Here is a 14,587-nt window from a genome sequence, read left to right on the forward strand (position 1 = left end):
ACCTTCCTTAATTTATGATTATAATGAGATTATACATTTGACACAATAAAGATATTAGAAAGAATTATAAGGATATTGAGGAAATGGGGACTATTTATGCAGATACATACCAAAAAGGACCAAAAAGAAATCAAACAGCACGGAAATTATGAATTTCCTGTTCATATAAGTCTCGAAAAAATACAGTCATACGAACAGGGTTCTTTTCTATGGCACTGGCATCCCGAAATCGAACTGACCTGGATCATGTCCGGCCAGATCGAATATTATGTAAACGATCAAAAGTATCTCCTTTCTGAAGGAGAAGGTTTATTCTGCAATAGTAATTCACTTCACTCTGGCTACATGATAGACGGACAAGACTGCAATTACCTCTCGATTACATTTCATCCAAGATTTATCTATGGATATGAGAACAGCCTGCTTCAGACAAAGTACGTTGATTATATCACTTCTCATGAATCCTGGCATTCTTTAAAGCTGGGAATGACAATTGACTGGCAGCAGGATATCATTTGGCAGATACAGAGAATCTACCAACTGTCTCAGCTCCCTCCTTCTGATTATGAGCTTCAGCTACATCTGATTTTAACTGGCATCTGGCAGAAATTATATCTTCACTACGCATCTCTTCCTGCCGATGAACAATACACACCCAAGCATCTGCAGCGTCTGAAAGATATCCTGACATACATCCAGGAACATTATGCACAGGATATTACTCTGGATGATGTAGCCGACCATATCAATATCTGCAAAAGTGAATGTTGTCGCTTCTTCAAAAGATACATGAAAATGACTATTTTCGAATATATTCTGTTTTTGAGGATTCAAAACAGTCTTTCCTTATTAAAGGAAGGAGAAAGTGTCACAAAGATAGCCGGCATGGTTGGTTTCTCCACGCCGGCTTACTATGGACAAATATTTAAAAGATATATGGGATGCTCTCCCAGTCAATACCGCAAAAATCTATCTGATTAGCCCCAATTGGTTCCTACTCCTGCTGCCTGGGCTTTTTCATAGATTTCTTTTGCTGCTACCAGATCCTGAGTTGCAACACCAACCGTTTCAAAAACAATGATTTCATCATCATTTTCACGTCCGACCAGTTCTCCTTTGATTACATTTCCAAGGTCACCGGTAAAGTCTTCTTTGGTAATGATTCCTTCTTCCAATGGAATCAGAATATCACCGGATTCTGATAAAACTGCATCTTCAGAATCAAAATATATCTTAGAAGCACGAGGAAGAATCGCTGGATCCATCTCCTGCATATGATGCTGATATGCACCTACACAGCTGATGGTACATCCTTTCTTAATCTTTGTTCCATCAAATACTGGTTTTGAAGATGGTGTGACTGTGATCAGCAGATCTGCATCATCAATTGCTGCATCGGATGATTCTACTGCAACAATTTTTGTTCCGTAATCTTTCAGCTCTTCCTGCATACGGGCTGCAAATGCCTGTGTACGTTCCAGATTCAGATCATACACTCTTACTTCTTCTAATTTTCTGGCTGCGATCATTGCTTCCAGCTGTGTTGCTGCCTGTCCCCCGGTACCGATCAGTGCACCGATTCTGCACTCCTTCTTTGCCAGCACATCAAACGCTGCCCCGGAAGCTGCTCCGGTACGAAGCTGTGTAACATAAGTACCATCTAACACTGCCGTCACAACACCGGTCTTACCATCAATCAACAACACCTGCGCCGGAGAAGACGGGATTCCGTTGTCAATATTATGTGGAAAGATATTGATAATCTTCAATGAAGCTGTATCCATCTCTTCTACATATGCCGGCATAAATAAGAAACATCCGTCATATTTCGGTGCCTGAATGTTGGTACGAAGCGGTGCATTACATTTTCCTTCAACTACCAGCTGAAATGCCTTTTTATCAGCTTCAATCGCATCTTTAATCGTAAATACTTTCTTGATATCCTCTCTTGATAATAATAACATATCTTTTTCCTCCAATTATTTTCTTATCTGTGGAATTTTGCATCCAGATCCCATGGCTGCATTGCTCCGCCTTCCTCTGCCGGGCGGCACATCTTTGCATAAATATTAAGACATCCTTTTTCTTCCTTCAATGGTGGACATACCCAGTTTGCTCTTCTCCTTGCAAGCTCTTCATCTGATACAAGCATAGATACTTCTCCGTTTGGAATATCAATGACGATCTCATCCCCATTCTCTACAAGAGCGATATTTCCTCCATCATATGCTTCTGGAGACACATGTCCAATAATAGCTCCAAAGTTAAATCCTGAAAATCTTGCATCTGAGATAAGCCCTACACTCTTATGAAGACCCAGACCGATCAATGCATCAATACTAAGCATCAGTTCCTTCATACCAGGCGCACCCTTGCAGCCTTCATATCGGATGACGATGATATCTCCAGGAACAATCTCACCAGCCTGAATTGCTTCAAATGCAGCCCTGTCACCGTCAAATACTTTTGCTTTTCCCTTCATGTACTTCACTTCTTCATATACAGCTGTCGGTCTTACGATTGCACCGTTTGGAGAGAGATTTCCTCTTAAGATCTTAAGACCAGGTTCATTGAACAGCGGGCGCTCTAATGAGTGGATTACTTTATTTTCCTGAGGTGTTACTTTTGTAAGCATCTCTGCCCATGTAGTTCCATACATGCTTGGAACATCCGTATATAGTTTAGTCTCCAACATCTTCATGACATTCATGACACCACCGGCATAATGGAAATCTACTACCGTGTACGGACCGCTTGGAACAACTGCATTGATACACGGAATCTCTTTTGCATATGTTTCAAAATCTTCCAGCGTAAGTTTGATGCCCAGTTCATACGCATAGGAAAGAATATGAAGCACCGCGTTGGTAGATCCGGCAACCGCCATATCGAACATAATCGCATTTAAAAGAGTCTCTTTCGTAATCAGATCAGATGGTTTTCTTCCGGCTTTTGCCATCTCAACAATATATTTTCCGGCCTCTCTGGCTTTTCTAAGCTTTGCGTTATCAGATGCCGGAATCGTAGATGTTCCGGGAAGGACCAGATTCATTACTTCTCCTAACATCTGCATCGTATTTGCCGTTCCCATGGAAGGACATGCGCCAAAAGACGGGCACACATTATCTTCCATCTCCATTAGTTCTTCTTCCGTAGAACCGGAGAAACGAGCTGCATCCAGATCCGCTTCCACTACTGTCTTACCGCAATACTGGCCCGGCTGCATAGAACCTCCTGTTACAACCATAGATGGAATATCCAGCCGCATTGCTGCCATATAGCATCCTGCTATAATATTATCACATGACGCTATCATTGCAAGTCCGTCAAAATTATGTACACGAGTGACAAACTCAACTGACATTGCTACAATATCTCGTCCTACCTGCTCATACTTTAATTCTTCCGCTCCATTGGCAATATTTCCACATGTTGCCGGAATTCCGAACTCAACCGGGATTCCGCCTGCTGCCCAGATTCCCTGCTTTACCGCTTCTGCGATCTGACGAAGATGTGCAGATCCAGGTGAGCCTTCCATAAAAGAATTTGGCACACCAATATGTGGCTTTTTGCGAATATCCTTATCAGAATATCCGGCCGCTTTCATCATAACTCTTCTGTGTGCAGCCTCCGCACCATTCCAGAATTCAGTACCCATATGCATGTCCTCCTTTTCATTTTCCTGTCCTGTTTTACTATATAGCTTGACAAATTTTTATCAGTTATGTATATAATAAAGCATCAGAAAATATCAGAAAAGAACATATTGCTAAAGTCATCCTTCAGTTTTTCTTATATATACGTAAATATGTCATAACATAAACGAGAAATCAGTTTTACTTATATATATAGTAAGTTTTCTTAATATTACAGATCGAGCAACCCACATTCATTATACACAAGCGAGGAATCCATCATGAACAAGTACGAAATCATTTTAAATGTCTGCGAAACCCACAGCATTTCAAAAACAGCCGCCCAATTGAATTACACGCAATCTGCTATCAGCCAGGCAATCAAAGGCTATGAAAAAGAGCTGGGATTCCCTTTGTTCAAGCGCTCCAAACATGGCATGGAATTAATGCCAAACACCGAGGAAATCCTGGAATCTCTGAAAATCATCTGCGCAGAAGAAAACCGCATCTCCCAGATTGCTGCCAATCTTACCAGCCTTGACAGCGGATACATCCGTATCGGTACGATTCAAAGCGTCTCTTACCACTGGCTCCCGGATATCTTAAAGCTTTTTTCTGAAAAATATCCTAATATCCGATTTGAACTGACTGTGGATGGCTTCAATCCCTTAAAAGAAAAAATACAGGAGAACAAGCTTGACTGTATCTTTGTCTCCCACTACTCTGTTCCAGACCTTCCATTCATCCCAATCGGAAAAGATGAACTGATGCTGGTGACACCAAAAGATCATCCCCTCGCAGACAAAGTTGCTGTATCGTTATCAGACGTCAACCATGAAAATTTCGTTCTTTCATCGGACGGACTTGATTACGAGACGGGGCAGATCTTTGAACTGAATAACATCACTCCCAAAATCCGTTATCGCTTAAACGAAGATTTTGCAACGCTCAAGATGGTGGAAAAAGGATTTGGAATTACAATTCTGCCAAAGCTGCTTTTATACAATGCTCCTTTTGATGTCTGCATCCGCTCATTTACGGAGCACTATTTCCGTACACTTGGGGTAGCTTATACCAAGACACCTCCAACTCTTGCAACTATAAAATTCCTGGATTATGTCGAAGAATGGAGTAAGAACTGTCTGTCTTTTTCATAGATTTTTCATAGCAACTGACATTTTTACCGAGTCCTTTAGGACTCGGTATTTTTAATACCATCTTCAGATTCTTCAGTTTTTGTGCATTTTCAACAATTTTCATCTTTTATTCTTTTGTTTATTGACATTTTCATCTTGTCTTGCTATTTTAGTTCACAGACTAAGGTTTAAACCACAGTATAACTTTTTAATTGTCTAGACTTCAAAAAGGCTGACGAGCCATGAGCATTTATGACCTAGGAGGGAAAACATTATGACTAACTCAAGCGCCACAAATAAACAGCCAAAAGCACTGTATTTTTGTGGATCAATTTTTACATTCACCAACTTCTCCTATTACGGAATGAAATTGGTCTTACTTTTATTCATGGCCGAAGAGACCGCACGCGGAGGTCTTGGCTTAAGCAATGCGGAAGCAACATCATTGCTGGCATCGTTCATGGCATTTTCTTATCTTTCACCAGTAGTCGGGGGCTGGATCAGCGACCGCTTTTTAGGACCTAAACTTTGTGTAATTCTTGGAATGCTTACTTCTGGAACTGGATATTTTCTTGCCTTTACCGCACACAGCAAGTCGACCATTCAGATTATAATCGTGCTTTGTGTTATCGGCAGCGGTCTGTACAAAAGTACTTCTCAGACATTAGTCGGAAGCCTCTATGGCAATAATGATCCTCGCAGAGACGGTGCTTTTTCAATGACCTATACCTTTACAAATATCGGTGTGTTATTTGGACCATTCCTCTGTGGACTCGTAGCCAATCAATGGTTCGCGACCAAACAGGGTGGCGAGATCCTGGAATATGGATACCGCACAGTATTCTTAATCACAGCTATTGTAATCTGGGCTGGTGCATTATTCTTTGCCATAGGTCAAAAATTTGTCCTGAAGGATCTTCATCACGCTGATTCTGCCAAAAAAGTCTCGAAGAGAAAAAAGAACTTGCTTCTATCCCACTTACTCAGCCAGAAAAGCGCAGAATGTGCGTAATCCTGATTCTTGCCTTTTTCACTATCTTTTTCTGGATTGCATATAACCAGGCGTCTATGTCAATCGCTCTGTATATGCAGGAATTTATTAATTTAAAAATCGGAAATTTCCAGATTCCAACTGCATGGATCGATTCCTATAATGGTCTTCTATGTGTAATTCTTGGACCAATCATGGCAGCTATCTGGATGAAAAAATCAAAATCTAAAAAAGGAGATTTTAACATCTCTCAGAAAATGAGCTTAGGATTCTTGTTCCTGGCAATTGCATTTGCATTTATGATTGTTGCTGTAATGAAAACCGGTACAGTTCCAGGTGAAGGACCAAAAGCAAGCGTTCTTTTCATTCTTGCTTTTATTACCTTCCAGAGTATTGGTGAGATGTGTTTTGCACCTGTCGGATATGGTATGGTTAATAAACTTGCACCTGCAAAATATGCTTCTCTGTTGATGGGCGTATGGTTTGCAAGTATGTTTGTTGCAAATAAATTATCTGGTTATGTAGAACTGGTAATTTCAAAATTAGGAATGTTACAGGTATTTATCGTAATTCCTGTATGTCTTTTAATCATCGACTTTTTACTGCTCGCATTAAACAAAAAACTTGAAAAAATGTCTGATGGAAACTAAAGCTTAAGAATTGGGAGGTTGCAAACGAATATCATGGCAGAACAATTATTAGACATCTTAGAAAATCAAGGACTTGACGGCATCTATATTACCAAAGAATCTAACGTGAAATATATTTCCGGATATCCGGATGAACTGGCATATGTTGTCATTTGTCCACAAGGAAAATATCTGATTACGGACAGCCGTTTCACAGAACTCGCTGAAAAATCTTGCCCGGATTTTGAAATTGTGAACTGGCATTTATTTGACCGAAGCATTCCGAAAGCATTGGAGCACATCTGTGTGAAAGCAGGCATTAAGCGTCTCGGTTTTGAAGAATGTTTTACTACATATGACAAATACTCTGATCTTGAGAAAAGATTGAGTTCTCACGGAATTAATTTCATTCCGACTCAAAATATTATCGAAGAATTGCGTTATACAAAATCATCAGAAGAAATTGCAAATACACGTATTGCATGCGAAATTGCAGATAAAGCCTTAGAAGAACTGGTTCCATATATCAAAGCAGGGGTAACAGAACGAGAATTGTGTGCGCGTCTGGAATTTAACATGAAAATGCATGGAGCACATGACATTGGATTTGAAACAATCTTAATCTCTGGTGCAAAAACCTCTCTACTGCACGGAAAACCAAGTGATAAAAAAATTGAAAACGGTGATTTCGTCCTTGTTGATTATGGAGCAATGTACAATGGATACATTTCCGACACCACTCGTACCTTTATTGTCGGTACTCCATCTGAAAAACAAAAAGAGATCTATGAGTTGGTAAAAGAAGGTCAGGCAACAGGGCTTCAGTTCATGGGGCCTGGCATTCACGCAACAAAACCTGATGAAGAGATCCGAAAAAAAGTTGCAAAATATGAAGAATACTATTATGCAGGAATCGGCCATGGAGTCGGTCTTGATCTACACGAAGAACCTTTCCTTGGAAATTACGGTACGAAGACCATGAAACCTGGTTGTGTAATTACCATGGAACCTGGAATCTATATCCCGGGATGGGGCGGTGTTCGTATTGAAGATACGGTTCTTATCACTGAAACCGGTATAGAAATATTGACACATTTTCCAAAAGAACTTATGGTTTTAGACTAAAGTTTACTGTTCTCCATTTTCTAAACCGCACTTGGCTTCCCCTAAAGTCAAGTGCGGTTTTTTCTTCTCTATCTATCCTATGAACCTGATGGAAGATAAGGTCTTAATACGCCGGCCACATTGCTGATTGGCATGGTCTGAAGCCATACTCTGCCCGGTCCGCTGATCACAGTATTAAAGATTCCTTCCCCGCCAAACAACATATTCTTCACTCCCGGAACACTCTGAATCTCCATTCTACAGCTGCCTGTCATCGCAGCCAGATGTCCTGTATCTACTACGATCTGCTGCCCGGGCTGAAGCTCATATTCAACCACATGTCCGTCAAATTCAGCGAACATAATTCCATGACCACTGACTTTCTGCATGATAAATCCTTCTCCTCCGAACAGTCCAGAACTAAATTTCTTATTAAAGAATACAGAAAGTTCTACACCTGCTTCACTTGCAAGAAATGCACTTTTCTGGAATATCATCTCTTGTCCCGGAGCAATCTGAAATGCTTTGATCGATCCTGGAAAGCTGGAAGCAAATGCAATCATTCCAGTTCCTCCCTGAGAAGTATAAATATTCTGGAAAATATGCTCACCTGAAAACATTCTTCCAAAAGCTTTTCCTAATCCTCCATTTGTCGTCGTTTCCATCAACATATTCGGTGACATCCATGCCATACCACCACCTTGTGTAATCATCCTTTCGCCACCTTCAAGCTGGCAGATCACAACCGGAAGCGTATCCCCTTGTATTTGATATCTCATGCTTTCATACCTCCATTTTTTCATTAATTCCATCATAACTACTTATAGTGGTCATGTCAATTCACAGAAAATTTAGAATATTTTTTTCATATATTTTATCATTGCGCACTAAAATTTCTACTGGTATAATCTATACACATACCCAAAACAAGGAGATGATTACATGTCAAACGAAGAATTATTACAATCCATATCCGAGATTTTAGATCAACGGTTTAACGAACAGGATGCTAGGATTGAACAGCGGTTTGCTGAACAGGATGCTTGGATAAAACAGTCATTTGCAAAACAGCAGGCTTATATTGACCACAAGCTTGAAGAACAGCAAGTTTATATTGACCATAAGCTTGAAGAACAACAGACTTATATTGATTACAAGCTTGAAGAACATCGTACAGCTGTAGATGAGAAGTTCGAAAGTAACAATCGCTATCTTATGAACTCGATTCTAGAAGAAGTCGATCTTGTACAGGAAAAGGCGAATGAACATTTTGCACGCATTGAAAACCGCCTGGATAATCTGGAATCTCTTGTCCGGACCATTAAACTGGATGCCGATACCATCCCTCTTCATGAGATTCGGATTTCTAATCTTGAAAAGCATGTTGATAAATTAGAACAAATCGCATATTAAAAACTGGTGTAACAGCTTGATTTTCGTTATTACACCAGTTCATCTCACAAACTTCTTTTATTTTTCTTTTTTGTGTGTCAATGCACAGAATAATACAAAACCAAGGAATAGTATGGCTGCTGCCATCCATCCTGCCAACGCAGTCTTTCCAAGACTGACGAACTTATCATAATACCCCTTAAGATAAATCACGATAATAATCAGTGGAAGTACATAAGATACATATCCTTTTAACATGGTCGGAAATTTGATTCCTTTTCCTGTATTTACTTCTTTCAGGAAATGATCCCAGCCCCAGCCATTCTTTCTTGTACAGAACAATACATAACCCAGACTTCCAAGCGGAAGAAGATTGTTGGATACGATAAAGTCTTCCAGATCCATAATATTCGTTCCTGCTCCTAATGGCTCGAATCCTGCCAGAAGATTGAATCCCAATACACATGGCATACTCAGCAGAATAATTAGCACAGCACTTGTCAATACACTTTTTCTGCGAGACCATCCAAACAAATCTATATCAAAAGATATAATATTCTCAAATACTGCCACGATTGTTGTAAATGCTGCAAATGTCAGGAACAAAAAGAATAATGCACTCCACAACCGTCCTCCGGGCATCTGAGCAAATATATTCGGAATGGTAATGAATATTAGACTGGGACCTGCTCCCGGTTCAATTCCAAACGCAAAGCAGGATGGAATAATAATAAATCCAGCCATCAATGCAACAAAGGTGTCTAATACTGTGATACTGATTGCCTCTCCGGTAAGGCTTCTTTCTTTTCCAATGTAACTCCCGAAGATCAGCATAGCACCAATTCCAATAGAAAGAGTAAAGAACGCCTGACTCATGGCTCCAAAAATCACATTGCCGATCCCAATCTCCTGCATTTGTTTAAAATCAGGAACCAGATAAAACCGGATTCCTTCTCCTGCACCTTCCAGGAATACAGAATGTACTGCCAACACGATCATGATCAGAAGGAGTGAAGACATCATGATCTTTGATACTTTTTCTATACCATTTTGAATTCCAAAAATACAGACCGCAAAACCAATGATACAGATAAGAATCGTCCAAAAGGTCATCATTGATACATTGCCCAACATGTCTGTAAAACCTTCCGTGACTGCTTCTGAGGAAGCTCCGGAAAATTCACCTTTGATACTACGATAACAATAGTACATCATCCAGCCGCCGACCGTTGTGTAGAACATCATCAACAGATAACTGCCGATAATACCGATCCATTTCATTACATGCCATCGTGTTCCTTCCGGCTCCAGTGCTTCAAAACCAGCTGCCACGCTGTGACGGCTGCCTCGTCCCACTGCAAATTCGCATACTAATACAGGAATACCAAGAATAAGAAGGAATACCAGATAGATCAGGATAAATGCTGCTCCTCCAAACTCCCCGCACATATAAGGGAACTTCCATACATTACCAATCCCAATGGCACATCCTGCCGATACAAGTATGAACCCCAGACGGGAACCAAACTTTTCTCGTTTCACTTGTTAACTCTCCTTTATCTGGAACATCTGAACTGAAGTTCTTCCCATCGTCTGTCAACTTCTTTCTGGAACGCTTCGATCAGATATTCATTTTCTTTTTTAAATAGATGTTTGAATCTTCCCTGTGGTCTCAGAAAATCTTCAATTGGAAGTTTTTTCTTCGGCTCATAATTCAAGATCCATTTTCCTTCCACTACTTCGAATAACGGCCAATAACATGTCTCAACACCCAGTTTGCAGATCTCCATAATATCTGGTGTGTTATATCTCCATCCACGAGGACACGGAGCCATAATATTAAGGAAAGCAGCACCCGGTGTGTAAATAGCCTTTTCAGATTTTATATGCAGGTCTTTAAAATTCTGTACAAATGTAGTCTGTGCAACATACGGAATATCGTGTGCTGCAATCACTGCTGCCAAATCTTTTCTGTTCTGCGGTTTTCCGTTACTCTGACTTCCAACCGGAGTTGTGGTAGTATCGGCATACATCGGTGTCGCAGAAGAACGCTGAATACCGGTGTTCATATACGCGCCGTTATCATAGCACACATAGACCATGTCCTGATTTCTCTCCATCGCACCAGATAAGGACTGAAGACCAATATCATAAGTACCGCCGTCACCGCCGAATGTGATGAATTTGTAGGTCTCGTCTAATTTTCCTTTTCTCTTTAATGCCTTGTAGGCACCTTCTACACCACTTAAGGTCGCACCTGCATTTTCAAATGCATTGTGGATATAACTGTCTTCCCAGGCCGTATATGGATAAGTAAAAGTAGATACTTCCAGACATCCCGTTGCATTACCAATGACTGCCTTATCTCCTTCATGAAGGCCGCGAAGTACATTTCTTACTGCAATCGTTCCGCCACAGCCGGCACACATTCTGTGGCCCGGAGCCAGACGTTCCGGTTTATTCATTGTCTCTTTAAAATTATAACTCATCTTCTTCGCCCCCTATTCTCTGATTCCCATATAACGATAAGTCTCGCCTGCATCACCGTCTGCAATGATCTGCTTCAGGGTCTCATAGACTGCTTCCATATCTTCTACACGTACGTCTCTTCCACCAAGTCCATAGATATAATTGATCGCCAGAGCCTGTGATCTTGCGCGGAACAATGCTGCCATTACATCTGCTCCCAATGGACCGCCGTGATTGGTATAACTCTCTGCACGATCCATGATCGCAACTGCCTTTACCTCTTTTAACGCTTCTGCAATCTCATCTGCCGGGAATGGGCGGAACAGACGGATCTTGATCATTCCGACTTTTTCTCCCTGTGCGCGCAGTTTATCAATAGCATCCTTTGTTGTACCTGCTGCGGAACCGATTATAATGACTGCTCTTTCTGCATCTTCCATGCAATACTCTTCAAACAGGCCGTACTCTCTTCCTGAAAGCTCTGCAAATTCCTTTGCCACATCCAGTACTACCTGGCTTACATGCTTCATTCCTTCTGCCTGATTCCGTTTTGCTTCCATATAATAATCGGTGATAGAATAAGGGCCGACTGCCATCGGGCACTCTGGATTCAGGAGATAATTCTCCGGCTCGTATTCTCCCACAAAATTCTTGACTTCTTCGTCTTCCAGAAGTTCAATATTCTCCACTGCATGGCTGGTGATAAAGCCATCCTGACAGATCATGATCGGAAGTCTTACATCCTTATGTTCTGAGATTCGGTATGCCTGTACCATGTTATCGTAGGCTTCCTGATTGTTCTCTGCATAGATCTGAATCCATCCTGCATCTCTTGCTCCCATACTGTCAGAATGGTCACAGTTGATATTGATCGGACCAGATAACGCACGGTTCACCAATGCCAGTGCCAGCGGAAGTCTGTTCGATGCTGCTATGTATAATTCCTCCCACATATAAGCAAGGCCACAGGAGGAAGTTGCAGTAAGGCTTCGTGCACCTGCTGCAGAAGCTCCGATTGCCGCACTCATAGAACTGTGCTCACTTTCTACCGGAATAAACTCTGTATCTACCTGTCCATTTGCCACAAAAGAAGCAAAATACTGTGGGATCTCTGTAGATGGTGTAATTGGGAATGCCGGGAATACATCCGGATTAATCTGTCTTAAGGCAATTGCTACTGCCTCATTTCCTGATAAACGATCTCTCTTTGCCATCTTACTTCACCCCTTCCATCGTAATTGCCCCAAATGGACATGCTTTTACACAAATACCGCATCCTTTACAGTGATCATAATCGAATGCGCCTCTTTTCATATCCTTTACCGGAATACAGCTGTCCGGGCATACCGGCACGCAGAGCAAGCACTGCTTACATTTTTCTTCCATAAATTCCGGCTTATGTGTCGACCATTCTCCAGTGTGAAAGTCTTTGGAGGTTCCTGCTCCGGCAACGATCATACCTTCTGTCAGATCCTGCCACTTGGTCTTTACTCCTAATTTTGTGATATCTGTTGCCATTACTGTACCTCCTTCAGTGCCATCTCAAGCGCAGCCATGTTTCCGTCAATGACCTCCGGCTTGCTGGCAAATTTGTGTGAGAATGACGCTTTCATCTCTCGTAAAAATGTCTCTTCATCCATGATACCTGCAACCTTCACAATTGCTGCGAGAAGCGGTGTATTAGGGAAATACTTTCCCATTGTTGCCATGGATACTTTATAAGCATCAATCGTATATACCTTTCCTTTATATCCTTTTAAATGCGGAATAATCTCTTCTTTTGCCCTGTGTGTGTTCACCAGGATTGCTCCATCTTCCTTCAATCCGCTGGTAACATCTACCGATTCCAGGAGGGATTCATCCACAACGACTACATACTGTGGGTCATAAATATTAGAATGTACACGAATCGGTGTGTCACTGATTCGATTGTATGCCGTAATTGGCGCTCCCATACGTTCCGGGCCGTACTCTGGAAAGCCCTGGACATATTTTCCTGTCTTGAATGCTACATCTGCAAGAAGCAAAGCAGCAGTTTTGGCACCCTGACCGCCGCGGCCATGCCATCTGATTTCTGTATGGTTACTCATCTTCCTTCTATCTTCCTTTCTCTTTGAAATTGTATGCTGATCGAGATATCATTCATCCGGCAATTATAGAGCATACTCTGTTTTTTTAATCATATTCCTTTTATTTTACTTTAAGATAACGCTTTTGTCCACCAAAACTATATCCGACGTTCTTATATTTGCCAAATCTACACTCTTAGGAGTTTCTCTATCCAATAGGCAACACCATCTGCATCATTGGATAATGTCACGGCATCTGCCGCTTCCTTGCAGGCATCAGATGCATTTTCCATAGCAATACCTATCTCCGCGAATTTTAATAACTCTGCATCATTATCTCCATCACCAAAGGCTGCCAATCCCTCCCGTGACAGTCCAAGATATTCCAGAATATATGCTGCCCCAGAATGCTTCCCTGACTTCTGATAAGAAATTTCCAGCAACTGCTGTACCGAAGATGTGACATAAATATCGGAAATATTTTCTTCAAATACTTTCCACAACTTCTTTTTCAGGTTTTCGTCTTTTACCACCACATCAATGCTTTCTATCTGCTCTTTGTAATCCAGCAAAAAATCTCTAATATTTGTCACCGGCTTTCTGGTACTCTGTATATAAGGAATTGCCATTGGACTTGCCCCAAAGCGGACAGGATCTTCTACATATTCCTTTTGTCCATATGCTTGTCCATTAATAAAAGTCTCATAAGCCACTTCCAGATTTTTCGTGTAATGCAATATTTTTTCAATAGAATCCCCTGTCATCTTATATTGTTTCAGACATTCCTTCGTATGTAGATCATAGACCGCCGCCCCATTAGAAGTAATTGCGTATCGAATTTCATTGATATTACAAATATCATCCGGAAGCGCAGATACAGCCCGTCCACTTGCTATCACAATCTGAACCCCCTTTCGAATCGCAGACTCGATTGCCTGCCGGTTCCTTTCACTCAATCTGCCCTGATGATTTAATGTAGTCTGATCCAGATCCAGTGCTATACATGTAACTTTCCTCTTCTTCCCAAAATCTGTCTTCATCTTTCCTCCCGATATTAATCCCTCATTTTAACCATATTCCAGACTTCGTACATAATTCATTATTATAAATCAAATATGAGTTTTTGCCAAATACAAAACACTTGCGAACTTCAAAGTCGATA

At 41.1% G+C, this 14,587-nt stretch carries 15 protein-coding genes; 6 read left to right on the plus strand and 9 right to left on the minus strand.

Going from position 1 to position 14,587, the window contains the following annotated elements:
• Nucleotides 1-96 precede the first annotated feature (96 nt).
• Nucleotides 97-981, plus strand: coding sequence for an AraC family transcriptional regulator (locus ACQRD1_RS10635; RefSeq protein ID WP_235232633.1), 885 nt, complete (start codon nt 97-99; stop codon nt 979-981).
• Here ACQRD1_RS10635 and ACQRD1_RS10640 read toward each other — a convergent pair.
• Entirely contained in the window at nt 978-1,964 is a 987-nt protein-coding gene (locus ACQRD1_RS10640; RefSeq protein ID WP_235232634.1) for an ornithine cyclodeaminase family protein, read from the minus strand. The two genes, ACQRD1_RS10635 and ACQRD1_RS10640, sit on opposite strands and share 4 nt — an antisense overlap.
• A 23-nt stretch (nt 1,965-1,987) precedes the next feature.
• Nucleotides 1,988-3,658 carry a dihydroxy-acid dehydratase gene (ilvD, locus tag ACQRD1_RS10645; RefSeq protein ID WP_347376363.1) on the minus strand — a complete coding sequence of 557 codons (1,671 nt, stop codon included), beginning with the start codon at nt 3,656-3,658 and terminating at the stop codon, nt 1,988-1,990.
• Nucleotides 3,659-3,916: 258 nt separating this feature from the next.
• Between ilvD and ACQRD1_RS10650 the strand changes: the two genes are divergently transcribed.
• From ACQRD1_RS10650 to ACQRD1_RS10665, 4 genes are all read left to right on the plus strand, one after another.
• Nucleotides 3,917-4,792, plus strand: coding sequence for a LysR family transcriptional regulator (locus ACQRD1_RS10650; RefSeq protein ID WP_347376362.1), 876 nt, complete (start codon nt 3,917-3,919; stop codon nt 4,790-4,792).
• A 253-nt stretch (nt 4,793-5,045) separates the two neighbouring features.
• Nucleotides 5,046-5,783: an MFS transporter gene (locus ACQRD1_RS10655; RefSeq protein ID WP_427787534.1), complete on the plus strand. Its 738-nt coding sequence runs from the start codon at nt 5,046-5,048 to the stop codon at nt 5,781-5,783.
• Nucleotides 5,774-6,412 (plus strand): hypothetical protein, encoded by a 639-nt coding sequence (locus ACQRD1_RS10660; RefSeq protein ID WP_235232638.1) that lies wholly within the window; start codon nt 5,774-5,776, stop codon nt 6,410-6,412. The genes ACQRD1_RS10655 and ACQRD1_RS10660 overlap by 10 nt, the downstream gene beginning before the upstream one ends.
• Before the next feature lie 33 nt (nt 6,413-6,445).
• Nucleotides 6,446-7,516 (plus strand): M24 family metallopeptidase, encoded by a 1,071-nt coding sequence (locus ACQRD1_RS10665; protein WP_235232639.1) that lies wholly within the window; start codon nt 6,446-6,448, stop codon nt 7,514-7,516.
• Between the two features lie 77 nt (nt 7,517-7,593).
• Here the strand turns inward: ACQRD1_RS10665 and ACQRD1_RS10670 are convergent, their stop codons facing one another.
• The gene (locus ACQRD1_RS10670; protein WP_235232640.1) at nt 7,594-8,274 is read right to left on the minus strand and encodes a TIGR00266 family protein; all 681 of its coding nucleotides are present in this window, start codon (nt 8,272-8,274) and stop codon (nt 7,594-7,596) included.
• 163 nt (nt 8,275-8,437) lie between these two features.
• Here ACQRD1_RS10670 and ACQRD1_RS10675 point away from each other — a divergent pair, with 163 nt between their 5' ends.
• Nucleotides 8,438-8,908, plus strand: a complete 471-nt coding sequence (locus ACQRD1_RS10675) for a hypothetical protein (RefSeq protein ID WP_235232641.1) — start codon at nt 8,438-8,440, stop codon at nt 8,906-8,908.
• A 57-nt stretch (nt 8,909-8,965) separates the two neighbouring features.
• Here ACQRD1_RS10675 and ACQRD1_RS10680 read toward each other — a convergent pair whose 3' ends face one another.
• The 6 genes from ACQRD1_RS10680 to ACQRD1_RS10705 form a co-directional block, all read right to left on the minus strand.
• The gene (locus ACQRD1_RS10680; RefSeq protein ID WP_235232642.1) at nt 8,966-10,429 is read right to left on the minus strand and encodes a sodium-dependent transporter; all 1,464 of its coding nucleotides are present in this window, start codon (nt 10,427-10,429) and stop codon (nt 8,966-8,968) included.
• A 14-nt stretch (nt 10,430-10,443) separates the two neighbouring features.
• Complete coding sequence (locus ACQRD1_RS10685) at nt 10,444-11,376, minus strand: thiamine pyrophosphate-dependent enzyme (protein ID WP_235232643.1); 933 nt, start codon at nt 11,374-11,376, stop codon at nt 10,444-10,446.
• A 12-nt stretch (nt 11,377-11,388) separates the two neighbouring features.
• On the minus strand, nt 11,389-12,570 hold the full coding sequence (gene porA / locus ACQRD1_RS10690) for a pyruvate ferredoxin oxidoreductase (protein ID WP_235232644.1): 1,182 nt from the start codon (nt 12,568-12,570) through the stop codon (nt 11,389-11,391).
• Between the two features lies 1 nt (nt 12,571).
• Complete coding sequence (locus ACQRD1_RS10695; RefSeq protein WP_235232645.1) at nt 12,572-12,874, minus strand: 4Fe-4S binding protein; 303 nt, start codon at nt 12,872-12,874, stop codon at nt 12,572-12,574.
• Nucleotides 12,874-13,446 (minus strand): 2-oxoacid:acceptor oxidoreductase family protein, encoded by a 573-nt coding sequence (locus ACQRD1_RS10700; RefSeq protein ID WP_235232646.1) that lies wholly within the window; start codon nt 13,444-13,446, stop codon nt 12,874-12,876. Before ACQRD1_RS10700 ends, ACQRD1_RS10695 begins: the two co-directional genes overlap by 1 nt.
• A gap of 167 nt (nt 13,447-13,613) precedes the next feature.
• Complete coding sequence (locus ACQRD1_RS10705; protein WP_235232647.1) at nt 13,614-14,465, minus strand: Cof-type HAD-IIB family hydrolase; 852 nt, start codon at nt 14,463-14,465, stop codon at nt 13,614-13,616.
• Nucleotides 14,466-14,587: the final 122 nt, after the last annotated feature.

Origin of the sequence: Bariatricus sp. SGI.019, assembly GCF_050315235.1 — a bacterium.
GTDB lineage: Bacteria > Bacillota > Clostridia > Lachnospirales > Lachnospiraceae > JAFBIX01.

Coding starts and splice junctions, on each gene's coding strand:
- ACQRD1_RS10655 (WP_427787534.1), top strand. CDS start 5,046: ATGACTAACTCAAGCGCCACAAATAAACAGCCAAAAGCACTGTATTTT.
- ACQRD1_RS10705 (WP_235232647.1), bottom strand. CDS start 14,465: ATGAAGACAGATTTTGGGAAGAAGAGGAAAGTTACATGTATAGCACTG.
- ACQRD1_RS10675 (WP_235232641.1), top strand. CDS start 8,438: ATGTCAAACGAAGAATTATTACAATCCATATCCGAGATTTTAGATCAA.
- ilvD (WP_347376363.1), bottom strand. CDS start 3,658: ATGGGTACTGAATTCTGGAATGGTGCGGAGGCTGCACACAGAAGAGTT.
- ACQRD1_RS10685 (WP_235232643.1), bottom strand. CDS start 11,376: ATGAGTTATAATTTTAAAGAGACAATGAATAAACCGGAACGTCTGGCT.
- ACQRD1_RS10695 (WP_235232645.1), bottom strand. CDS start 12,874: ATGGCAACAGATATCACAAAATTAGGAGTAAAGACCAAGTGGCAGGAT.
- ACQRD1_RS10640 (WP_235232634.1), bottom strand. CDS start 1,964: ATGTTATTATTATCAAGAGAGGATATCAAGAAAGTATTTACGATTAAA.
- porA (WP_235232644.1), bottom strand. CDS start 12,570: ATGGCAAAGAGAGATCGTTTATCAGGAAATGAGGCAGTAGCAATTGCC.
- ACQRD1_RS10660 (WP_235232638.1), top strand. CDS start 5,774: ATGTGCGTAATCCTGATTCTTGCCTTTTTCACTATCTTTTTCTGGATT.
- ACQRD1_RS10650 (WP_347376362.1), top strand. CDS start 3,917: ATGAACAAGTACGAAATCATTTTAAATGTCTGCGAAACCCACAGCATT.
- ACQRD1_RS10665 (WP_235232639.1), top strand. CDS start 6,446: ATGGCAGAACAATTATTAGACATCTTAGAAAATCAAGGACTTGACGGC.
- ACQRD1_RS10670 (WP_235232640.1), bottom strand. CDS start 8,274: ATGAGATATCAAATACAAGGGGATACGCTTCCGGTTGTGATCTGCCAG.
- ACQRD1_RS10635 (WP_235232633.1), top strand. CDS start 97: ATGCAGATACATACCAAAAAGGACCAAAAAGAAATCAAACAGCACGGA.
- ACQRD1_RS10700 (WP_235232646.1), bottom strand. CDS start 13,446: ATGAGTAACCATACAGAAATCAGATGGCATGGCCGCGGCGGTCAGGGT.